The sequence below is a fragment of the Mycolicibacterium sp. MU0050 genome, assembly GCF_963378085.1.
Lineage (GTDB): Bacteria > Actinomycetota > Actinomycetes > Mycobacteriales > Mycobacteriaceae > Mycobacterium > Mycobacterium wendilense.
Genome location: NZ_OY726395.1, coordinates 3,547,999 through 3,569,221 on the forward strand (window position 1 = coordinate 3,547,999; position 21,223 = coordinate 3,569,221).

The following is a 21,223-nucleotide window of genomic DNA, read 5'->3' on the forward strand; positions in this document are numbered from 1 at the left end:
CCGATGGCGGGACGGGTGCATCACTACGACGAGTCCGACGTCCGGATCCGCCCGGGCAAGGGTTCGCGACCGCGCACCAAGAACCGTCCCGATCATGCCGACGCGGAGTCGGCGATGGTGGTCACGGTCGACCGGGGCCGCTGGGGCTGCGTGCTCGGCGGCGATCCGCGGCGCCCGGTGACGGCCATGCGGGCGCGGGAACTGGGCCGAACCCCGATCGTGGTGGGCGACGATGTCGATGTGGTGGGCGACCTGTCCGGCCGGCCCGACACGCTGGCGCGCATCGTCCGGCGCCGGGAGCGCCGAACTGTGTTGCGGCGCACGGCCGATGACACCGACCCCACCGAACGCGTGGTGGTGGCCAACGCCGATCAGCTGCTCATCGTGGTCGCCCTGGCTGATCCCCCGCCGCGGGCCGGGCTGGTGCAGCGCGCGCTGATCGCCGCCTACGCCGGGGGGCTGCGGCCGATCCTGTGCCTGACCAAGTCCGATCTGGCCCCGGCCGAGCCGTTCGCGGCGCAGTTCGCCGATCTGGATCTCACCGTGCTCACCGCCGGCCGCGACGACCCGCTGGATACCGTGGAGCCGATCCTGGCCGGGAAGCTGACCGTCCTGCTCGGACATTCCGGGGTGGGCAAGTCCACCCTGGTGAATCGCATTGTGCCCGAAGCCGATCGGGCCATCGGCGAGGTCTCCGGGGTGGGCCGGGGCAAGCACACGTCCACCCAGTCGGTGGCGCTGCCGCTGGCCGGCGGCGGCTGGGTGATCGACACTCCCGGCATCCGCTCGTTCGGGCTGGCGCACATCGAAACCGACGACGTGCTGCTGGCCTTCTCCGACCTCGCCGAGGCCATCGGCGACTGTCCGCGCGGATGCGGCCACATGGGCCCGCCCGCCGACCCGGAGTGCGCGCTCGACGAACTATCCGGACCCGCGGCGGGCCGGGTGTCGGCGGCGCGCAACCTACTTCGCGCGCTGCGCGAGGGCGCCGAGAACTAGCGACTCGGCGGCCGGCGGCGGCTCCTCACGCCGCGCGGTCGGTCCGTTCGACCTCGATGCGCCTGTCGCGGCGGGCCTTTCGAGCCGCCCGCACCCGTTCGATCGCGCTCTTGAGCCCCCGCTTGCGACCGGTGCGATGATCGGTGGTCGCGAAATCGGGTTCGAGGTCGGCGAACATCCACTCGCTGCGGGTCTCCGGCGCGTCGTGGGCGGTGTCGCGCAGGAACCGGTCCGGCAGCGACAGCTTGGCGATGGTGCGCCAGGTCTTGCCGTACTGCACCAGAAACGACCCGGTGGTGTAGGGCAGGTCGTACTTGTCGCACACCTCGCGCACCCGGATCGAGATCTCGTGCAGCCGGTTGCTGGGCAGATCCGGATACAGGTGATGCTCGATCTGATGGCAGAGGTTTCCGCTCATGAAGCGCAGCAGCGGGCCGCCCTCGAAGTTGGCACTGCCCAGCATCTGCCGCAGGTACCAGTGCCCCTGGGACTCGCCCACCATGTCGGTCTTGGTGAATTTCTCTGCGCCGTCAGGGAAGTGGCCACAGAAGATCACCGCGTTGGCCCAGACGTTGCGGATGATGTTGGCCACCGCGTTGGCCTTGGCCGTGGACTTGAAGGTCGCCGCCGGGGACAGCGCGGTCAGGGCGGGGAACGCCACGTAGTCCTTGACCAACTGCTGGCTGGTCTTGACGCCGAATTCGCGCATCCGCTGCAACGTGGCGGCGCGGTCGTCGCGGCCCTTGAAGATCTTGCCGATCTCGAGGTGCTGCAGACCGACGCCCCACTCGAACAGCGCCGCCAACAAGGTGTTGTACACCAGGTTGAACAGGTTGCTCGGGGTCCACTTCTGATCGCGGGTCACCCGGATCAACCCGAAGCCCACGTCGTCGTCCATGCCCAGGATGTTGGTGTACTTGTGGTGCATGAAGTTGTGGGTGAAGCGCCAGTGCTTGGACGCACCGGTCATGTCCCACTCCCAGCTCGAGGAGTGGATCTCGGGATCGTTCATCCAATCCCATTGACCGTGCATGACGTTGTGGCCGATCTCCATGTTCTCGATGATCTTGGCCACGCCCAGCGTGACGGTCCCGGCCCACCAGAACGAACGCTTGGAGCTACCCGCCAACAGCAGTCGACCGGCCACCTCGAGTCCGCGCTGCGTGGCGATGGTGCGGCGGATGTACCGCGCATCGCGTTCGCCACGGGAGTCTTCGATGTCCTGCCGGATCGCGTCCAGCTCGACCGCCAGACTCTCGATGTCGGCCTCGGTCAGGTGCGTGAACGCTGGAATGTCTGTAATTGCCATCGTCGACCTCCTCTCGTCGTACCTACGCTACCGTAACCTACGACCCCGTAGGTTACCAAGGAGTAGCTGTCAGATGTCCAACACGCAGTCGCCGGACGCGGCCGACACGCAGGTTTGCACCCTGGTACCCGGCTCATGCTCGACGCCGGTCCGCAGGTCACGCACGTGTCCGTCGACCAGACCGACCACGCATGTCTGACAGATACCCATTCGGCAGCCGAACGGCATCTGCACGCCCGCCTGCTCCCCCGCGTCCATCAGCGAGGTGGCCGCGTCGGCGACGACCGTCTTGCCGCTGCGCTCGAAGGTGACCGCACCGCCCGCGCCGTGTGGCGCGGCCCGCGACACCGCGAACCGCTCCAGGTGCAGCGCGGCGTCCAGTCCGCCGCCCGACCACAGCCGTTCGGCGTCGCCGAGCATGGCCTCCGGCCCGCAGGCCCAGGTCTGCCGCTCGCGCCAGTCGGCGACCTCGGCGTCCAGGTTGGACAGGTCGAGGCGGCCCTCGGTGCGGGTGGCCCGCACCCGCAACCGATAACCGGGGTGGGTCTCGGCCAGTGCCGCCAACTCGCCGGCGAACATCACGTCGGCCTCGGTGGGCGCCGAATGCAGGTGCACGATATCGAAGATCTGGTTGCGCCGCGCCAGGGTGCGCAGCATCGACATCACCGGGGTGATGCCCGAACCTGCGGTCAGGAACAGCACTTTCGCGGGCGCGGGATCGGGCATCACGAAGTTGCCCTGCGGCGCGGCCAGTCGCACGATGGTGCCCGGCGCCACGCCGCCCACCAGATGGCTCGACAGGAATCCCTCCGGCATGGCCTTGACCGTGATCGTGATGGTCTGCGATCCGGCCACCGGCGCCGAGGTCAGCGAGTAGGACCGCCAGCGCCAGCGGCCGTCCATCAGCACACCTATGCCGATGTACTGCCCCGGCTGATAGTCGAAGGAAAAACCCCAGCCCGGCTTGATCACCAGGGTGGCCGAGTCTTCGGTCTCGCGGCGCACCTCCAGGATCCGGCCCCGCAGTTCGCGGGCCGACCACAGCGGGTTGGCCAGATGCAGATAGTCGTCCGGCAGCAACGGCGTGGTGATCCGACCGACCAGATTGCGCAGCGCCTGCCAGCCCGGATGCCGGTCGGCGCCGGCCACCTTGGGCCGGACGGTGTCACCCACCTTGGCATTGACCTTGATGTAGTTCTTGGCCATGAGAGCTCCTGCCTCGGTGGCGTGCAATGAAGATTCCCGGAGCCCGGGAGATAACCTACGGTACCGTAACTTACGGTACCGTATCCACCGTCGCGCCAGACCTCCCGCCCGGCGCGCGAGCTAGAGCAGGTCGAGCAGAAACGGCAGCTCCTGCGTGGCGTACCAGGCCAGATCGTGGTCCAGCGCATCGCCCACGGTCAGTTCGGCATCCTCGTCGCCGAGATCCGCCTCGTCGATGACCGCCATCGCCGCGCGGACGGCCGGCTCCGCGGCCGCATTGTCGACGTAGGCCGCCACCACCGCATCGATGCGGCAGGGCGCGCCCACCCGCACCACCGCGTCGTCGAGGTCCGGCCGGACCGTCACCGGCTCGATGTCGGCCACGAGCACCGCCCGCCGCAACGGCAAGGAGCGTTCGGCGTCCGTCGGCTCCGCGGCCGTCGCGGCACCGTCGGCGCCGTCGTCGGCGCTCGACTCGGCGGCCAGCAGCCGCACCGACGCCCGGGCCGCCTCCCCCAACGCCACCTCGGCGAGCTCGTCGTCGTCGCCTTCGGCGTAGGCCTCCCGCAGCGTCGGGGTCACCGCGAACGCCGTGCCGCTGACCGGAAACAACTCGCCCTCGGACACCAGTTGGCGCAGCATGCCCAGCGTCGCCGGGATGTAGACCCGCATTCGGGCAGACTATCGGGCCACGGCGCGGCGAGGTGCTCGGGGACGCGGGCGACGGACCCCGGCGGGGCCTACTGCGCGGCTTCCAGGAGTTCCTCGAGGGCCTCGCGCAGCAGCGCGGGCAGCACCTCGACGTCGCTCATCGCCTCCCGGTCGGCGTTGATTCCGAAGTACACCGTGCCGCAGTACGACGTCACCCCGATGGCGAGCACCTGGTTGCGCAGCAGCGGCGGCACCGCATAGGTCTCGAGCAGCTTGGCGCCCGCCACGTACATCTGGCTCTGCGCGCCCGGCACGTTGGTGATCAGCAGGTTGAACATCCGCGCGGCGAAGCTGGTCGCCACGCGGATTCCCATGGCGTGCAAGGTCGGTGGCGCGAATCCCGACAGCGTCACGATGGTGCGCGCATCGACGAGGCTGGGCGCGGTCGGGTGCGACTCGGTGGCATGCGCAATCTGGGACAGTCGTACCACCGCGTTGCCCTCCCCGACGGGCAGGTCGACGAGGAAGGGCGTGACCTCGCTGATCGCCTGCCCCGGGCCGGCCGCACCGTCGTCGTCCAGCTCCGGGTAGACCGACATCGGCGCCATCGCGCGCACCGTCGAGGTGGGCGTGACGGGCTCGCCCCGGGACAGCAACCAGTTGCGCAGCGCCCCGGCGACCACCGCCAGGATCACGTCGTTGACGTCGCAGTCGTAGCGCGCCCGCAGCCGTCGATAGTCGGCGAGGCTGCCGCTGGCCACGGTGAACCGCCGGTTGCGCGACACCCGGGTGTTCAACGGGCTGCTGGGCGCCGTACCGCGGGCCACGGTGCGGGCCATGTCCGCGAGTCGCCGGCCGGTGTCGACGAGCTGATCGGAGTTCGTGACGATCCCGGTGACCGCGGACTGCACCGCCGCCAGCTGCTGCCGCGGCCCGGAGAACCAGTCCCCCACGGCGCCGAGCACCAGCGCGGCGGTGCCGGGCTCGCGCGCCGGAATCCAGATGTCCTCGCCAAACGCCGGTGGCTTGCGGGTCCGGTCGGCGATCACATGCCCGATCTCCAGCGCCGCCATGCCGTTGACCAGCGCCTGGTGACTCTTGGTGTACAGCGCGATGCGATTGCCCGACAGGCCCTCGACCAGGTACATCTCCCACAGCGGCCGGGTCTTGTCCAGCGGGCGGGACCCCAGCCGGGCCACCAGGTCGTGCAGCTGCGCGTCGTTGCCCGGGGACGGCAACGCCGAGCGGCGGATGTGATAGGTGATGTCGAAATCGGGGTCGTCGATCCACACCGGCCGCGCCAGGCCCAGGGTGATCTCCCGGACCTTCTGGCGGTACCGGGGAACCTGGGGCAGGCGCTGCTCGACGGTGTCCAGCAACGTCTCGTAGCTCAGGCCGGAGCGCGGCCTGCGCAATATCGACAACGATCCGACGTACATCGGCGTCGAACTGTTCTCGAGTTGATAGAAGGACGCATCCGCTCCCGACAACCTCGTCACCATTGCCGGTGTCGTCCCCCCTCGCCCGCCGAACTACTGCTGTCCCACGTTAACCGCCACCACGGGGGTTGTGCACAACGGGTGCACACGCGGACCGCCGAGACTGTGCCACGATCACTGTCGTCGTTCCTGCCACTCTCCAGCAGGTCGAGCGTTTTCGCCGCGCAGACCGGAGGATGCCGAGATGACCGTTGCGAGCAGTACCGCTGCCGCCATCCCGCCCGCGATCGTCATCCCGGTCATCGACTACGAACCCGCGATCGGCGCGGCGGGAGGCGCCGCCGCACCCGCGCTCGCGTCCCCGAGCCCGGCCCGGCCGGGGCGCGCACCCCGCCTCGAGGCGTTGCCGCCCGGGCCCCGCCCGCCGTCGCGGCATTTCGCTGCCGCGGCGGCCTTCGCCGACGCGGCGCTGCGCACGGTGCTCGAGGTGATCGACCGGCGCCGGCCGCCGACGCAACTGCGGGCGCTGATGCCGCCCGGGCTGGCCGACTCGGTGCTCGCCTTCACCCGTGCCGCGGGTCCGCGGCGCGGTGCGGCGGTCCTGCGCCGGGCCCGGGTGCAGCCCTGCGACCGCGACGCGCGGGCCTTCGAGGTCGCCGCCACCTACTCCCGGCACAACCGCACGCATGCGATCGCGTGCCGCATCGAATGGCGCGGGGCGGCGCCGGACCGCTGGCAGATCGTCGCGCTGCACATCGGCTGACGAATCAGCCCTTGCGCGACGCCTTCGCGGCCTTGCGGGCGGCCTCGCGGCGCTCCCGCCGGGTGCCGCCGGCACCCGCCGTCGCGGCGGGGCGCTGCGGCCCGCCGGAACGCTGCACCGCGGCCTCGCCGTCCTCGGCGGGACCGGTGTAGGTCAACGCGGGCGCCGACTCACCGTTGTCGATTCCCTTGGCGCGCAAGCCCACCGGCGCGGCCTGGCGTTCGCCGTCCGCCGGGGCCGGGGCGCTGTCGCCGCCCGCGGGCGCCGCCTGCTCGGCCAACGCGGCCAGCCCCGCCGGGGCCTGCACGGGGGCCACCGCCGGAGCCGGCGCCGCCTCGACTTGCACGTTGAACAGGAAGCCCACCGACTCTTCCTTGAGCGCGTCGAGCATCGCCCGGAACATGTCGTAGCCCTCGCGCTGGTACTCGACCAACGGATCGCGCTGGGCCATCGCGCGCAGGCCGATGCCCTCCTTGAGGTAGTCCATCTCGTAGAGGTGTTCACGCCACTTGCGGTCGATCACGTTGAGCAACACGTTGCGTTCGAGTTGGCGCATCGCGCCCTCGCCGGCGAGTTCCTCGAGTTCGGCTTCCCGGCGCGCGTAGGCCGCCTTCGCGTCGTCGAGCAACGCCTCCAGCAGTTCGTCGCGGGTCAGCTCGCCGGGCTCCCCGATGGCATCGGAGTCCAGCAGCGTGCGGTGGTCGATGCCCACCGGATACAGCGTCTTGAGCGCCTCCCAGAGCTTCTCGAGGTCCCAATCCTCGGCGTAACCCTCGGCGGTGGCGCCGTCCACGTAGGCGGTGATGACGTCGACCATCATGTCGTGCGCCTGCTGCTGCAGGTCCTCGCCCTCGAGGATCCGGCGGCGCTCGGCGTAGATGACCTTGCGCTGCTGGTTCATCACCTCGTCGTACTTCAGGACGTTCTTGCGGACCTCGAAGTTCTGCTGCTCGACCTGCGTCTGGGCGCTCTTGATGGCGCGGGTGACCATCTTGGCCTCGATCGGCACATCGTCGGGCAGGTTGAGCCGGGTCAGCAACGACTCCAGCGTGGCGCCATTGAACCGCCGCATCAACTCGTCACCGAGCGAGAGATAGAAGCGGGATTCGCCCGGGTCGCCCTGCCGGCCCGAGCGGCCGCGTAGCTGGTTGTCGATGCGGCGCGACTCGTGCCGTTCGGTGCCCAGCACATAGAGCCCGCCGGCGGCCCGCACCTGGTCTGCCTCCTCGGCGGCCTCGGCCTTGATGGTCTCGAGCACCTCGTCCCAGGCGGCCTCGTACTCCTCGGGCGTCTCGACCGGATCCAGGCCGCGTTCCCGCAGCCGCTTGTCGGCCAGGAAGTCCGGGTTGCCGCCGAGCACGATGTCGGTACCACGACCGGCCATGTTGGTCGCGACGGTGATCGCGCCCCGCCGACCGGCCTCGGCGATGATGTTCGCCTCTTGTTCGTGGAACTTCGCGTTGAGCACGTTGTGCGGGATGCGGCGCTTGGTGAACTGCCGCGACAGATACTCCGAGCGCTCCACGCTGGTGGTGCCGATCAGGACCGGCTGGCCCTTCTCGTAGCGCTCGGTGACGTCGTCGACGACGGCGATGTACTTGGCTTCCTCGGTCTTGTAGATCAGGTCGGACTGGTCGACGCGGACCATCGGCCGGTTGGTGGGGATCGGCACCACGCCCAGCTTGTAGATCTCGTGCAGCTCGGCCGCCTCGGTCTGGGCGGTACCCGTCATGCCGGAGAGCTTGTCGTAGAGCCGGAAGTAGTTCTGCAGCGTGATCGTGGCCAGGGTCTGGTTCTCGGCCTTGATCTCCACGTGCTCCTTGGCCTCGATGGCCTGGTGCATGCCCTCGTTGTAGCGCCGGCCGGTCAGCACGCGGCCGGTGAACTCGTCGACGATGACGACCTCGCCGTTGCGGACGATGTAGTCCTTGTCGCGGTGGAACAGCTCCTTGGCCTTGATGGCGTTGTTCAGGTAGCTCACCAGCGGGGAGTTGGCGGCCTCGTAGAGGTTCTCGATGCCGAGTTGATCCTCGACGAACTCGACGCCGAGCTCGTGCACGCCGATGGTGCGCTTACGCAGGTCCACCTCGTAATGGGTGTCCTTCTCCATCAGCGGCACGATGCGAGCGAACTCGGTGTACCAGTGCGCCGCGCCGCCGTCGGCCGGCCCGGAGATGATCAGCGGGGTCCGGGCCTCGTCGATCAGGATGGAGTCCACCTCGTCGACCACCGCGAAGTTGTGGCCGCGCTGGACCATGTCGTCGACCGAATGGGTCATGTTGTCGCGCAGGTAGTCGAACCCGAACTCGTTGTTGGTGCCGTAGGTGATGTCGGCGCCATAGGCCGCCCGGCGCTCCACCGGGGTCATCTGCGACAGGATCACCCCGACGTCCAGGCCCAGGAACCGGTGCACGCGGCCCATCCACTCGCTGTCGCGCTTGGCCAGGTAGTCGTTGACCGTGACGACGTGCACGCCCTTGCCGCTGAGCGCGTTCAGGTACGCCGGCAGCACACAGGTCAGCGTCTTGCCCTCACCGGTCTTCATCTCGGCCACGTTGCCGAAGTGCAGCGCCGCACCGCCCATCACCTGCACGTCGAACGGGCGCTGGGACAGCACTCGCCAGGCCGCCTCGCGGGCCACCGCGAAGGCCTCGGGGAGCAGGTCGTCGAGGGTGGTACCAGCGGCGATCCGCCGCTTGAACTCGTCGGTCTTGGCGCGCAGTTCGTCGTCGGTGAGCTTCTCGACGTCGTCCGACAAGGTGTTGACGTAGTCAGCCACCCCCTTGAGGCGCTTGACCATGCGACCTTCACCAAGGCGCAGCAGCTTAGACAGCACTGATGTATCCCCTACAGGATTGGAGTTTTATCTCGGCACCATCGTAGGTGACGCGCCGATATACCCCGGAGAAGTCGCCCGCAACCGGCCTCGCGCCCGACCCGTGGGCCGGCCTCGCGGCCCGGGCGGGAGCCGTCGGACCCCCGCCCGGGCCGCGGACTCGCCGGTGTCAGGCCAGTCGGATCAGGCCGTAATCGAAGGCGTGCCGCCGGTAGACCACCGACGGCTTGTCGGACTCCTTGTCATGGAACAGGAAGAAGTCGTGGCCGACGAGCTCCATCTCGTAGAGCGCATCGTCGACCGTCATGGGTTTGGCGGGGTGTTCCTTGACGCGGACCACCTGCCCCGGTTCGTGCGGCTCCGGCGCGGGCTCGACAGCCTCGACGGGCTTGGCCGGCGGCAGGAACGCCTCCGGCACGACCGCGGTCGCCTCGGCCAGCGAGAGCGGCGTCTTGTCGCCGTAATGGATTTTGCGGCGGTCCTTCTGCCGCCGTAGCCGGGCCTCGAGTTTTGCGGTCGCAGATTCCAGCGCCGCGTAGAAGCTGTCGGCACAGGCCTCGCCGCGCACGACAGGGCCACGACCGCGCGCGGTGATCTCGACATGCTGACAGTTCTTACGCTGACGGCGGTTGCGTTCGTGGTCGAGTTCGACGTCGAACATGTAGATGGTGCGGTCGAAGCGCTCCAAGCGGGCGAGTTTCTCCGAGACATAATTCCGGAAGTGGTCGGGCACCTCGACGTTGCGGCCCTTGACCACCACTTCGGCGTTCGGTCCAGACGGCCGCGCCTCCGGCTTTTCGGAGACCAGGGTCTGGGCAGAATTCACGGATTGGCTTGACATGCTTGACAACTCGATTCTGTGTCGCTTTGCACGCCAGAAGCGTGCCTGGCTGATACACAACATGCGCGGTGAGAATTTCCGACGCTCGATCCACCGGCGCCTACGGTCGAAAACTCACCTCCTCACGCTTCGGCCCCACACTTCGGTGTGGGCCTCGGGTCAGAAGCCCGCCGCAAGGGATTGCGGTCGTTGCACCCGAAGGTAGTCGCAGTTCACCCAAACGTGCCACCCTTTTGGTGGACCCGTTGCCGGAACTTTCGACCGGCGTTACATCCGCGCGCAGAAGGCGTCGAAAACCCGGCGCGCACTCACGCGTGCGCCAGCGTGAGCACACCCGTCACGCGGGCCCCGGCAGTTTGCAGGACGCGCACCGATTCGCGCGCCGTGCTGCCCGTGGTGACGATGTCGTCGACGACCAGAACCTCCGCCGGGCGGGGCGCGCGGCGGGTCAGCCGGACGCGGCCGGCGACGTTGCGTTCGCGGCCGCGGCTGTCGAGTCCGACCGAGTCGCGCGCCGTCGCGCGCATCCGCAGCACGGGCGCCACGGTGATCCGGGGGTGATCGGCCACCGCGGCGGTGGCCAGCCGCAGCACCGGATCGCCGCCGCGGCGGCGCGCCGAGGACCGCCGGGTGGGCGCGGGCACCAGCACCAGCGGCAGCGTCACCAGGCCCCAGCCCAGCAGGTGGTGGATGCCGACGCCCAGCGCGGCCGCCAGCGGCGGGGCCAGATCGGTGCGCCGCCGCTCCTTCAGCGCGACGATGGCCGCGCGACGCGCCCCGGCGTAGCGCCCCAGGGCGAACACCGGCACCCCGGGGTCCTGGCGCGGCGTCACCAGGTGCGGCTGGTCGGCAGCCACCGTCAACGCCGACGCGCAGGCCGCACACCAGCGGGTCCCCGCAGCGCCACAGCCGCCGCATTCCAGCGGCAGGATCAGATCGAGCACACCAGCAGTGTGCGGGCGCCCACCGACACCGCTCAGCCCGGCAGCACCGGCACCGCGCCGGGGGCCATGAAGGCGCGCACGCCCGACCAGGCCTGCTCGTTGTCGGCGCCGGAGCCCGACAGCTGCATGACGCCCACTTGATCGGCCACGTAGACCGTCGACGGGTTGGCCACCACCGTCCCGACCGGCATCGTCAGCCCGCGGCTGGGGCCGTCGGAGTTCACCCCGTCGAGATTCACATAGGACACCGGGTGCGCGGGATCGTTGCGACTGACGACGATGTCGTCGCCGGTGCGCCAGGACAGCGACACCACCGAGGAACCCAGCCCGAAGCCGAGGCGCCGCGGGTAGGTCAGGGCGAACTGCCCGCCCGGGGTCTCCTCCACGGCCGACAGGATCACCTGCCCCTCGACCACCAGGGCGGCGCGGGTGCCGTCGCGGGACAGCTGCAGTTCGGTGACGTCACCGGGAAACTTCGTGGCCACCGCGATCGAGTCGACCGGGACCCGGGCCGGCGCCCCGGTGGCGGCCTCCTGGGTCACCCGCACCACATTGTTGCCGTCGACCACCACCCACACCGCACCGTCCAGCGCCCAGGTGGGCCGGGTGATGGTGCGGCCCTTGAGGGCCTCCACGGCGTCCTGGCCGTTGCTGTCGATCCAGAGCGTGGAGGCCACCTCAGGGGTGTCGACCCGCACGGCCACCACCGATGCGACACCGTTGCCATCGCGCGCCAACGCGGCCGAGCGCTGATCGGGCAGCTCGCCCAACGCGCCGTCGACGCGGGTGGCGCGCTGCCCGTCGAGGAACATCAGCGACCCACCCACCAGCGCGTGCAGGCCGGCCGAGGCCCCGACGGCCGCACCCGGGTCGGTCGCCGCGACATCGGAGGTCTGCCAGCCGTCGGCGAACCTGTCGTCCAGCGGGAGACCGTCCACGTTGATCACGTAGGGACCCCGGACGTCGGCGCGGGCCAGCGTCCAGATGATCTGTGCGGCAAGCAGAGCCCGGCTCTGCGGGTCCGAACTCGGCAGGTTCTCCAATTCTATCCGCGCGCCGCCGTACCCGCGGCCGATGCCGGTCTTGCCGCCGTCGGCACGGGTGACGGGCCCGCGCAGTCGCAGCGGCGCGGCCAGCATGTTGCGCACCGAGTTGGCGATCTCGGGGCGCGGCCCGGAGATCAGTTTGGACACCAGTTCGGTGGCCAGCTGGTCCCGGTCGTAGACGGCCACGTAGCGCGGATCGGGCACCGTGGTCTTGCCGGTCGGGTCGACGAAGTACAGCGGGTGTCGCTTGTAGGTCTCCTGGAACTGCCGCCAGTCCAGGAAGACTCCGTTGGGCAACTTGTCGATGCGCCATCCATCGGGGGTGTTCACCAACTCGATGGGCCCCGGGTCGGGCAGCGAACCCTCCGCGGTCTCGAACACGCCCATGTCCGACAGCGATCCCAGGATGTCGGCCTGCATCTGCACCGAAATCCTGCCCGCACTGCGGGTTTCGGAGAACACCACGCGGTCGATGAGCAGTGCGCTGCCGGCGTCGTCCCACCCGCGTGAGGCGGACTCGGTGAGGAACTGCCGGGCCGCCAGATGCCGGTTTCCGGGATCGGCTGTCGCCTTGAGGAATTCGCGCAGCAGCTGGTCGGGCGCCATCCCGGGGGTGGGCTTGGGCAGATCCTGGGGGGCGGGCCGCTCGACGGTCCCGATCGCCTGCGGCGCCGAGGAATTGGGCACCCCGGCACACCCCGCGAGCACCGCGAGCACCGCGACGACGGTACCCAACGCGAGCAGCAGGCACAGCGGGCGGCTCACACGCCTTCTCCGGCGTGCTCGCGGTCCCGGGTCGGCCGCTGCCGGTCCCGGCTTTCGGCGCCCACCGGCTTCATCGGCAGCGGACTCGTGGTGACCTTGTGCCCGCGCACCAACGGCAACGTCAGCCGGAAGCAGGAGCCGTTGCCGGGCTCACCCCAGGCCTCCAGCCGACCTTGGTGCAACCGAGCGTCCTCGATGCTGATCGCCAGCCCCAGGCCGGTGCCGCCGGAGCGTCGCACCCGCGCGGGGTCCGACCGCCAGAACCGACTGAACACCAACTTCTCCTCACCCGGACGCAAACCCACACCATAATCACGCACCGTCACCGCGACCGTGTCTTCGTCGGCGGCCATCCGGATGCGCACCGGCTTGTGTTCGGCGTGGTCGATCGCGTTGGCGATGAGGTTGCGCAGAATGCGCTCGACCCGGCGCGGGTCGACCTCGGCGATGACGTCCTCCTCGGGCATGTCCACCAGCAACTCGATGCCCGCGTCGTCGGCGAGGTGCCCGACGTTGTCCAACGCGCTGTTGACCGTCGAACGCAGGTCGACCGCCTCCACCGACAGCTCGGCGACCCCTGCGTCGTGCCGGGAAATCTCCAGCAGGTCGTTGAGCAGCGATTCGAAGCGGTCCAGTTCGTTGACCATCAGCTCGGTGGAGCGCCGCAGCGACGGGTCGAGCTCCTCGCGCTGGTCGTGGATCAAGTCGGCGGCCATCCGCACCGTCGTCAGCGGGGTGCGCAACTCGTGGCTGACGTCGGAGGTGAAGCGCCGCTGCAGGTTTCCGAACTCCTCCAGCTGGGTGATCTGGCGGCTGAGGCTTTCGGCCATGTCGTTGAACGACACCGCCAGGCGGGCCATGTCGTCCTCGCCGCGCACGGGCATCCGCTCGGTGAGGTGTCCCTCGGCGAACCGCTCGGCGATCTGGGACGCCGATCGCACCGGCTGCACCACCTGCCGCGACACCAGCCAGGCGATGCCCGCCAGCAGCACCAGCAGCACCAGGCCGCCGGTCACCATGGTGCCGCGCACCAACGCGATGGTGCGCTCCTCGCCGGACAGCGGGAAGATCAGGTACAGCTCCAGGTTGGTCACCCGCGAGGCTGTCGGCGAGCCGATGACCAGCGCCGATCCCGAGAACCCCTCGGTATGCACGGTGGCGTACTGGTAGCTGACCTGCCCCGCCTTGACGAACTCGCGCAGCGCCTCGGGCACCTCGTCGACGGGCCCGGCCGCGGTGGCGGCACGCGGCCCGTCGCCCGGCACCACCAACACCGCATCGAAGGTGCCGGCCAGCCCGGTGCCCCAGGTGGGTGCGGCCCGGGAGGTCAGGGTGTTACGCGCCAACTGCAGGCTGCTGTCCAGCGAGCGGGTCTCCTCGCCACCGACAATTCCGGCGACGGCCGTGCTGGCCCGCTCGATCTCCTCGGTCGCCGCGCGCACCTTGACGTCGAGCACCCGGTCGGTGATCTGGCTGGTGAGCACGAAGCCGAGCACCAGGATGACGGTCAGCGACAGCCCGAGCGTCAGCACCACCACGCGCAGTTGCAGGGACCGGCGCCAGGCGACCCCGACGGCCCGGCTCAACGCGTTCAGCCCGCGCAGCAGCGGACCCGACCGTCCCCAGCGACCCCGGCTGCGCCGTTTGGAGCGCCCGATGATCATGCGCTGAACTCAGGTCCGTCGCCGCCGGCGGGCGGGCTCACGGCGCCTCACGGAGGTCCGGCCTTGTATCCCACTCCTCGAACGGTCAGCACCACCTGCGGGTTCTCCGGGTCCTTCTCCACCTTGGCCCGCAACCGCTGCACATGCACATTCACCAGCCGGGTGTCGGCGGGATGGCGGTAACCCCACACCTGTTCGAGCAGCACATCCCGAGTAAACACCTGCCGCGGTTTCCGTGCCAGCGCCACCAGCAGGTCGAACTCCAGGGGCGTCAGCGAGATCTGTTCGCCCTGCCGGGTGACCTTGTGGGCGGGGACGTCGATCTCCACGTCGCCGATCGACAGCATCTCGGCCGGCTCGTCCTCGTTACGGCGCAGCCGCGCACGGACCCGGGCGACCAACTCCTTGGGCTTGAAGGGCTTCATGACGTAGTCGTCGGCCCCCGACTCGAGCCCGAGCACCACGTCGACGGTGTCGGTCTTGGCCGTGAGCATCACGATCGGCACCCCGGAGTCGGCGCGCAGTACGCGGCAGACGTCGATGCCGTTCATCCCGGGCAGCATGAGGTCCAGCAGGACCAGATCGGGGCGCAACTCCCGCACCGCCGTGAGCGCCTGGGTGCCATCCCCGATGACGGCAGTGTCGAAACCCTCGTTCCGCAGGACGATGGTCAGCATCTCGGCCAACGAAGCGTCGTCGTCGACGACCAGGATTCTTTGCCTCATGACTGTCCATGGTGTCACCAAAACGTGACAAAACGCCGCTACGACGCTGGGCGTTTCGCATCTGGCGCAGGCCGCGAGCGGTATCACCGCCCCATGTCCGGGCCCCGGACGGCGATCGGATCCGCGCGCGGAAACCGTCCGCGCGGTCACACAGATAGTTGACGATACGTCAATTCTGACCTACGGTGCGTCAGAATGTAACCTGCGCCACACACGCTGACCTGCGCGACATGAGTCACCCAGCCCTTCGACGCGCCTGCCAGAGAGGTACCGCCATGGCCAAGCTCGACATCACGACCCAGATCCGCAACATCGACCGTTACCTCGAAACCCTCGTCAACCCGCGGCATCGTCGCATCATCGCCAACTACCGGCGGCACGCGATCTTCGAGATCACCGGGCACAAGGAACGCATATTCACCCCCGAGATGACCGTGGAGGAACCGGTCTACTACCTCAACGCCAACGGCATGAGCCTGACCCTCCAGGGCCGGGAGGAAGTGCTGGGCTTCTACTCCTCGCTCGAGGAACGCGAGGCGACGGTCATGGTGGTCGAGGACGAGAGACTCGCGGTCGCCGACTGGGGATTCGCCTCCGAGGCGTGGTTCAACTCCTACATGCCGGGCCACCTGGTCCCGGAGGGCTGGGACGCCGACCCGGACAAGCTCTACATCCTCCGCCAGCACATCGCGATGAACTGGCCCTATGACGAAGCCGGCCGAATGATGGGCGAGCACGTCTACGAGCATGCCGATCTCGCCGAGTTGACGGAGGTCGCCGAAGACGAGTTCATCACCCTCGCCGAAGCCCGCGAGAAGCTCTTGCCGTTGCAGCAGGAACTTCCGGCGTACGACGGCACCCCGCAAACTGCGGCCACCCGCGGCTCGGGTGTCCCGGTATGAGCATCATCTTCGGACCGGCCCGGCAGAACGGCCTGGTGGTGGCGAACCTCGACGAGGCGGTGCAACGCTGGGTCGACAAGCTCGGCGCCGGCCCGTTCTTCGTTGTCCGGCACCTTCCGCTGGACTACTTCACCTATCGGGGGCGTGCGAGCAGCCCCGACATCAGCGTGGCCTTGGGCAACCTGGGCGACCTGCAGATCGAGCTGATCGAACAACACAACGACGAGCCCTCCCCCTACCGGCACTTCCTGACGGAGACCGGCCCCGGCCTGCACCACATCTCGGCGTGGACGGCGACCTACGACAACGACCTCGCCCGCCTACGCGACCGCGGACGCGAGCCGGACTGCGAGGGCAAGATCGCCGGCCTGTCCCGCTTCGCCTACTTCGAGTCGGATGCGACCGACGGCTCGGCGTTCGAGGTCTCCGATCTGGGCACGGAACATCAGTTCGGCGCCTTCCACGACCTGATCCGCGAGGCCTCGATCGGCTGGGACGGGTCCGACCCGGTTCGGTCGCTGATCTGACCGGCCGCGGCCCGGCCAATCGGTGCAGTCCCGACGCGCGAAATGCGCTTAGGATCTAGCCACCTGACGCATCGACGGCAACCTCGGGAGGGACCATGGGCGACCCCAACATGCTGGCGATGACCACGTCCGACGTCATCTATTCGGCGGACTTCCTGGATTCGATCGGCACCACCGCCGGCGCCGAACGCCGCGCGCTGGCCGCGGAATTGTCCGGACACGGCACCGCCTGGCAGGAACAGGGCCGGCCGGGTTTCGCCGCCTTCATCGATGTGGTGAACCGGCAGGCCCAACGCACCGAAACCGAACTCGTCGAGGTCGCCGACAAGTTACGGCAGGCCGCCCGCGACTACACGACCGTCGCCGAGGAAGGCGCCGAGGCACTGCGCTATCACCGACCCGGCCCCGCGCCGCTCTAGGAGTCTGCTGAATTAATCCCGCGTGGCGGACCCAGTTGTGCTGGGGTTTTGGGGACAATTGGTGAGTGCAGGGTCGCTCTGAGGATCAGCGTGAGTTGTTGGATGCCGAATCGGTTGCGGGGCATCTTCTGAAGTCCGACAGCGTGTTCGCGTTTCTGGCTGCCCATCGACGCGAGTTGTTTCCCGAGGAGATGTTCGCCGATCTGTTCCCGTCGCGGCGGGGACGTCCCAGTGTGCCGGCCGAGGTGATGGCTTCGGTGATCACGTTGCAGGCCTTACACGGTTTCTCCGATAACGAGACCGTCGATGCGGTGACCTTCGATCTGCGGTGGAAAGCCGCGTGCGGGCTACCGATCACCGCCGGGGCGTTCCATTCGACGACGTTGACCTACTGGCGGCGCCGGTTGGCGGCCTCGGACCGCCCGAACCGCATCTTCGAGGCCGTCAAAGCTGTCGTGGCGGCCACCGGTGCGCTGGCGGGCAAGACACGACGAGCCTTGGATTCGACGATCCTTGACGATGCGGTGGCCACCCAGGACACCGTGACCCAGTTGATCGGGGCGATCCGCCGGGTCCGTCGCGAGGTCCCCGGTGCCGGGGAGGTCATCGCCGCCCAGTGCGGCGCCCATGATTACGACGACCCGGGTAAACCATCGATCACCTGGGATGACGCCGCCGCGCGTGCAGCGTTGGTGGACGCCCTGGTCGGCGATGCCCACCGCCTGTTGGGGCATCTGCCCGAGCAGGAACTCGGCGCCCGCGCTGCCGAGGCGGTGGCGTTGTTGGCGTTGATCGCCGGCCAGGATGTCGAACCCGTCGACGATTCTGATGGCACCGACGGGCGGTGGCGTATCGCGCAACGGGTGGCTGCGGATCGGGTGATCTCTACCGTCGATCCTGAGGCCCGTCACGCCCACAAGACGGTGCATCGTCGCCAGGACGGCTTCAAAGCCCACATCGCGGTGGAGCCGGACACCGGCATCATCACCGACTGCGCTTTGACCAAGGCCAGCGGCCCCGACACCCACGACTCGGCAGTGGCCGCGCAGCTGCTCGCCGGGGAAGATGCGCCAGTGACGGTGCTGGGTGATTCGGCCTACGGCAGCGGCGAATTTCGTGCGCATCTGGCCGAGGCCAAGCATGTCGATCGGGTTAAGTCCGCGCCGGTGCGCTCGGCGGTCGCCGGGGGTTTCACCGTCGATGACTTCGCTATCGATCACCGCAACAAGACGGCAACCTGTCCGGCCGCGCTGACCCGCCCCATCACCGCCTCTGGCAGCGTCACCTTCGGTGCCGCGTGCCGCGGATGCCGATTGCGGGCACAGTGCACCACCAGTCACGGCGGTCGCAGCCTCACCCTGCGGCCCTACGATGCTCTCCAGCGGGCAGCGCGCAAAGAATCGCGAAACCCGGACTGGCTCAACGAATATCGCACTCACCGGCCCATGGTGGAGCGGACCATTGCCTGGCTAGCTCGAGGCAACCGTAAAGTCCGCTACCGCGGCGTCACCAAGAACGATCACTGGCTGCACCACCGCGCCGCCGCGGTGAACCTGCGACGCTTGATCACCCTGGGATTGACCCACACCGGTGCCCACTGGGCCATCGCCTGACCCCCGCCACCAGACCTTTGCGGGCACAAGCACCATCCACCACGCTCAACACGGCCCGCGATGGCCCCACAAAAAGTCGACCGCCGAACCCGACCGAACCCACCGGCCACACAGCGCTTCGAGGCACCCCACCCCAAACACCCCTAATTCAGCAGACTCCTAGCGCACGGCGTCACTTCAAGGGCAGCGCCGCCACCACGTCCGCCGGCGCGCTCCGCGGTCCCAGCGTCAGCCAGCGCCCGGCCCAGTTCGCCGCCGCCAATTCGGCGTAGACCGCGCCGGTCCGCTGTTGCAGCGCCCCGTCGCGTTCGTAGGAGTCACGTTCGCGCGCCGGCTCGTGCACGGCCCGCCGGCGCGCCCGCTGCCCGGCCAACTCGACCGAGACATCCAGCAGAAGTTGACAATCCGGCTTCGGCAGACCGAGCCGCTCGAACTCCAGCCGGTACACCCAGTCGACCACCTCGCCGTCGGCCCGCTGGTGCAGGCGCGCGGCGCTGTAGGCCGCGTTGGAGGCCACGTAGCGATCCAGGATCACCACGTCGTGGGACGCGGTGAGCCGGTCGATCTCGGCGCGGGCGCCGGACCGGTCCAGGGCGAACAGCGTTGCCATGGCATACACCGAATCCGCCAGGTCGCCGTGCTCACCGTGCAGCGCCTCGGCGGCCAGGTCCGCGTGCACCGACGCGCCGTAGCGCGGGAAGGCCAAGGTGGCGACCGTTTTTCCGGCGCCCACGAACTCGGCACGCAGGCCCTCGGTCAACGTCCGCTTGCCCGCCCCGTCCAGACCTTCGATCACGATGAGCACGGGGCGAGCCTAGCGGGCCGCGGCCGCCGCTCCCGGCGCCCGTGAATCGGCGCGCAGTAGCGTGGCGATCATGGTGCTCGCAGCAGCTGTTCAACTCGAAGCGGTCCTCGGCGACGTTCCCGCCAACTTGGCGGCCTGCGAAACGCTGGCCGACGAGGCCGGGCGCGCCGGGGCACGGATCATCGCGTTGCCCGAGTTCTTCACCACCGGCATCGGCTTCGACGACTCGCTTGTCGATGCCGCGCTGCCCCCGGACGGCGCGGCCACCACCCTGCTCACCACGCTCGCCCGACGGCACCGGGCGCTGGTCGGTGGGTCGTTCCTGTGTCGAGACGCCGACGGGCACGTGCGCAACGCCTACCTCGCCGCCACCCCAGAGGGCGTTGTCGGGCGGCACGACAAAGACCTACCCACCATGTGGGAGAACTGCTTCTACACCGGCGGTCACGACGACGGCGTGCTGTCGACCGGCGAGTACCAACTCGGCGCGGCGGTGTGCTGGGAGTTGATGCGCAGCCAGACCGCCACGCGGCTGCGGTCCCGGGTCGATCTGGTGATGACCGGGTCCGGCTGGTGGTCGATCCCGCCGTGGCCACCGCGGGTGGTGTTCGACCGGTGGGAGCACCGGAACGCCGCGACGGCCCGGGCGGTGACCCCAGCCTTCGCGAAGTACGTCGGGGCTCCCGTCGTCCACGCCGCGCACGCCGGGGATCTCACCTGCGCCATGCCGTGGCTGCCCCTGAAGTACCGCGGCCGGTTCGAAGGCTCCACCATGATCGTCGATGCGGCAGGCAACATCCTCGCCGAGCGCGGGCCCGATGAGGGCCAGGGAATCGTGTACGCGGAGATCGAAATCGGCCGCGTCACACCACTACTCGACGTACCGGACCGGTACTGGCTGCACCCGCGCGGACCATTGCCCAGCGTGGTCTGGCACTACCAACGCTGGCACGGCCGGCGGTGGTACCGGCGCGAGGTGGCACGCGCACCCCGCTAATACGTCCCGCAGTTCGGCGCGGTGGGGATTCCGTTGAACCGGTCGGCGAGACAACCCCTCGACGCAGCGCCCGGCCCATCGCGCCACGCTGACAAGATCATCGCGGCGCGCGTCGGGGAATCGTCAGGCGGCTCAACCCCCCACGATGGCGCCGCTGCGCGCGTCGACGTCGATCTCGACCTCTGAGCCGTCGGGACGCACCAGCTCGATCTGCCACACGATGGCGTCGCGCTCGTTGTCGATCTGGATGTCGCTGACGGCGGCGTCCGGTTCGCGCTCCAACGCCGTCTGCATGGCCCGGACCGCATCGACCTGCGCCTCCTGAACCTTGGCCACGCCGTCGCCGGGATCATCGTCTTGGCGCTGCCCGACGACCTCGTTGCCGTCCGCGCTGACCCGCACCTCGAACTCGTTGCCGTCGGAGGCCACGTCGATGACGAAAACCCGTTGCTCGTCCCGGGATTCGACTTCCAGGTCGAACGGTCGACCGTTCGGCACGGCTGCCCCCGCGGCCTGCAGGGCCCGTTCCACCGCCTCGGCGGGCATGCCCTTGCCGGCGTGCTGCGAGGCGGGCGCGCCCGGGGCAGGCGACGTGGTGGCCTCGGCCGCCCCCGCGGTCTCGGTGGTCTTGGTGGTCTCGGCGGCGGTGTCGGTGGCCGGCTGACTCTCGGTGTCACTCGAACAGCCGCTCAACACCAGTGCGGCGGCGAGCAGGCCCAGGCCCGCCGGACGTCCCCAATGCATCATGATGCGCTCCCAACGCTGAGTCGTG

At 69.2% G+C, this 21,223-nt stretch carries 19 protein-coding genes; 7 read left to right on the forward strand and 12 right to left on the reverse strand.

Annotation, left to right across the window (positions count from 1 at the left end; genetic code table 11):
- The first annotated feature begins 3 nt into the window (after positions 1–3).
- Entirely contained in the window at positions 4–999 is a 996-nt protein-coding gene (rsgA, locus tag R2K23_RS16870) for a ribosome small subunit-dependent GTPase A (RefSeq protein ID WP_316510714.1), read from the forward strand.
- Positions 1,000–1,024: 25 nt separating this feature from the next.
- Here the strand turns inward: rsgA and R2K23_RS16875 are convergent, their stop codons facing one another.
- From R2K23_RS16875 to R2K23_RS16890, 4 genes are all read right to left on the reverse strand, one after another.
- Positions 1,025–2,308 carry a fatty acid desaturase family protein gene (locus R2K23_RS16875; RefSeq protein ID WP_316510715.1) on the reverse strand — a complete coding sequence of 428 codons (1,284 nt, stop codon included), beginning with the start codon at positions 2,306–2,308 and terminating at the stop codon, positions 1,025–1,027.
- Positions 2,309–2,377: 69 nt separating this feature from the next.
- Positions 2,378–3,514, reverse strand: a complete 1,137-nt coding sequence (locus tag R2K23_RS16880) for a ferredoxin reductase (protein WP_316510716.1) — start codon at positions 3,512–3,514, stop codon at positions 2,378–2,380.
- Positions 3,515–3,634: 120 nt separating this feature from the next.
- Entirely contained in the window at positions 3,635–4,186 is a 552-nt protein-coding gene (locus tag R2K23_RS16885; RefSeq protein WP_316510717.1) for a DUF6912 family protein, read from the reverse strand.
- Between the two features lie 68 nt (positions 4,187–4,254).
- Entirely contained in the window at positions 4,255–5,667 is a 1,413-nt protein-coding gene (locus R2K23_RS16890; RefSeq protein ID WP_316510718.1) for a WS/DGAT/MGAT family O-acyltransferase, read from the reverse strand.
- 181 nt (positions 5,668–5,848) lie between these two features.
- Between R2K23_RS16890 and R2K23_RS16895 the strand changes: the two genes are divergently transcribed.
- Positions 5,849–6,367, forward strand: a complete 519-nt coding sequence (locus R2K23_RS16895; protein ID WP_316510719.1) for an Rv3235 family protein — start codon at positions 5,849–5,851, stop codon at positions 6,365–6,367.
- Between the two features lie 4 nt (positions 6,368–6,371).
- Here the strand turns inward: R2K23_RS16895 and secA are convergent, their stop codons facing one another.
- The 6 genes from secA to mtrA form a co-directional block, all read right to left on the reverse strand.
- Positions 6,372–9,203: a preprotein translocase subunit SecA gene (gene secA / locus R2K23_RS16900; RefSeq protein ID WP_316510720.1), complete on the reverse strand. Its 2,832-nt coding sequence runs from the start codon at positions 9,201–9,203 to the stop codon at positions 6,372–6,374.
- Positions 9,204–9,372: 169 nt separating this feature from the next.
- On the reverse strand, positions 9,373–10,044 hold the full coding sequence (gene hpf / locus R2K23_RS16905; protein ID WP_316510721.1) for a ribosome hibernation-promoting factor, HPF/YfiA family: 672 nt from the start codon (positions 10,042–10,044) through the stop codon (positions 9,373–9,375).
- 308 nt (positions 10,045–10,352) lie between these two features.
- Positions 10,353–10,988: a ComF family protein gene (locus R2K23_RS16910; protein WP_316510722.1), complete on the reverse strand. Its 636-nt coding sequence runs from the start codon at positions 10,986–10,988 to the stop codon at positions 10,353–10,355.
- A 32-nt stretch (positions 10,989–11,020) separates the two neighbouring features.
- Complete coding sequence (gene lpqB / locus R2K23_RS16915) at positions 11,021–12,799, reverse strand: MtrAB system accessory lipoprotein LpqB (protein ID WP_396892215.1); 1,779 nt, start codon at positions 12,797–12,799, stop codon at positions 11,021–11,023.
- Positions 12,796–14,463, reverse strand: coding sequence for an MtrAB system histidine kinase MtrB (gene mtrB / locus R2K23_RS16920; RefSeq protein ID WP_316510723.1), 1,668 nt, complete (start codon positions 14,461–14,463; stop codon positions 12,796–12,798). Before mtrB ends, lpqB begins: the two co-directional genes overlap by 4 nt.
- Positions 14,464–14,510: 47 nt before the next feature.
- Positions 14,511–15,188, reverse strand: coding sequence for a two-component system response regulator MtrA (mtrA, locus tag R2K23_RS16925; RefSeq protein WP_068245077.1), 678 nt, complete (start codon positions 15,186–15,188; stop codon positions 14,511–14,513).
- Between the two features lie 275 nt (positions 15,189–15,463).
- Here mtrA and R2K23_RS16930 point away from each other — a divergent pair, with 275 nt between their 5' ends.
- The 4 genes from R2K23_RS16930 (at position 15,464) to R2K23_RS16945 (ending at position 18,649) form a co-directional block, all read left to right on the forward strand.
- Positions 15,464–16,090 carry a hypothetical protein gene (locus R2K23_RS16930; RefSeq protein ID WP_316510724.1) on the forward strand — a complete coding sequence of 209 codons (627 nt, stop codon included), beginning with the start codon at positions 15,464–15,466 and terminating at the stop codon, positions 16,088–16,090.
- Positions 16,087–16,617: a VOC family protein gene (locus R2K23_RS16935; protein ID WP_316510725.1), complete on the forward strand. Its 531-nt coding sequence runs from the start codon at positions 16,087–16,089 to the stop codon at positions 16,615–16,617. The genes R2K23_RS16930 and R2K23_RS16935 overlap by 4 nt, the downstream gene beginning before the upstream one ends.
- Positions 16,618–16,712: 95 nt before the next feature.
- Positions 16,713–17,036: a WXG100 family type VII secretion target gene (locus R2K23_RS16940; protein WP_316510726.1), complete on the forward strand. Its 324-nt coding sequence runs from the start codon at positions 16,713–16,715 to the stop codon at positions 17,034–17,036.
- A gap of 65 nt (positions 17,037–17,101) precedes the next feature.
- Positions 17,102–18,649: an IS1182 family transposase gene (locus tag R2K23_RS16945; protein ID WP_316510727.1), complete on the forward strand. Its 1,548-nt coding sequence runs from the start codon at positions 17,102–17,104 to the stop codon at positions 18,647–18,649.
- Between the two features lie 172 nt (positions 18,650–18,821).
- On the opposite strand, the gene R2K23_RS16950 is transcribed toward R2K23_RS16945, so the two are convergent.
- Positions 18,822–19,454, reverse strand: coding sequence for a dTMP kinase (locus R2K23_RS16950; protein WP_316510728.1), 633 nt, complete (start codon positions 19,452–19,454; stop codon positions 18,822–18,824).
- A gap of 70 nt (positions 19,455–19,524) precedes the next feature.
- Between R2K23_RS16950 and R2K23_RS16955 the strand changes: the two genes are divergently transcribed.
- Positions 19,525–20,451, forward strand: a complete 927-nt coding sequence (locus R2K23_RS16955) for a carbon-nitrogen hydrolase family protein (RefSeq protein WP_316510729.1) — start codon at positions 19,525–19,527, stop codon at positions 20,449–20,451.
- Positions 20,452–20,583: 132 nt separating this feature from the next.
- On the opposite strand, the gene R2K23_RS16960 is transcribed toward R2K23_RS16955, so the two are convergent.
- Complete coding sequence (locus tag R2K23_RS16960) at positions 20,584–21,198, reverse strand: PepSY domain-containing protein (protein ID WP_316510730.1); 615 nt, start codon at positions 21,196–21,198, stop codon at positions 20,584–20,586.
- Positions 21,199–21,223 lie beyond the last annotated feature (25 nt).

Bases quoted from the DNA above. Each gene is read 5' to 3' on its own strand.
- rsgA (WP_316510714.1), top strand. From the start codon at position 4: ATGGCGGGACGGGTGCATCACTACGACGAGTCCGACGTCCGGATCCGC.
- R2K23_RS16875 (WP_316510715.1), bottom strand. From the start codon at position 2,308: ATGGCAATTACAGACATTCCAGCGTTCACGCACCTGACCGAGGCCGAC.
- R2K23_RS16880 (WP_316510716.1), bottom strand. From the start codon at position 3,514: ATGGCCAAGAACTACATCAAGGTCAATGCCAAGGTGGGTGACACCGTC.
- R2K23_RS16885 (WP_316510717.1), bottom strand. From the start codon at position 4,186: ATGCGGGTCTACATCCCGGCGACGCTGGGCATGCTGCGCCAACTGGTG.
- R2K23_RS16890 (WP_316510718.1), bottom strand. From the start codon at position 5,667: ATGGTGACGAGGTTGTCGGGAGCGGATGCGTCCTTCTATCAACTCGAG.
- R2K23_RS16895 (WP_316510719.1), top strand. From the start codon at position 5,849: ATGACCGTTGCGAGCAGTACCGCTGCCGCCATCCCGCCCGCGATCGTC.
- hpf (WP_316510721.1), bottom strand. From the start codon at position 10,044: ATGTCAAGCCAATCCGTGAATTCTGCCCAGACCCTGGTCTCCGAAAAG.
- mtrB (WP_316510723.1), bottom strand. From the start codon at position 14,463: ATGATCATCGGGCGCTCCAAACGGCGCAGCCGGGGTCGCTGGGGACGG.
- mtrA (WP_068245077.1), bottom strand. From the start codon at position 15,188: ATGAGGCAAAGAATCCTGGTCGTCGACGACGACGCTTCGTTGGCCGAG.
- R2K23_RS16930 (WP_316510724.1), top strand. From the start codon at position 15,464: ATGGCCAAGCTCGACATCACGACCCAGATCCGCAACATCGACCGTTAC.
- R2K23_RS16935 (WP_316510725.1), top strand. From the start codon at position 16,087: ATGAGCATCATCTTCGGACCGGCCCGGCAGAACGGCCTGGTGGTGGCG.
- R2K23_RS16940 (WP_316510726.1), top strand. From the start codon at position 16,713: ATGGGCGACCCCAACATGCTGGCGATGACCACGTCCGACGTCATCTAT.
- R2K23_RS16955 (WP_316510729.1), top strand. From the start codon at position 19,525: ATGGTGCTCGCAGCAGCTGTTCAACTCGAAGCGGTCCTCGGCGACGTT.
- R2K23_RS16960 (WP_316510730.1), bottom strand. From the start codon at position 21,198: ATGATGCATTGGGGACGTCCGGCGGGCCTGGGCCTGCTCGCCGCCGCA.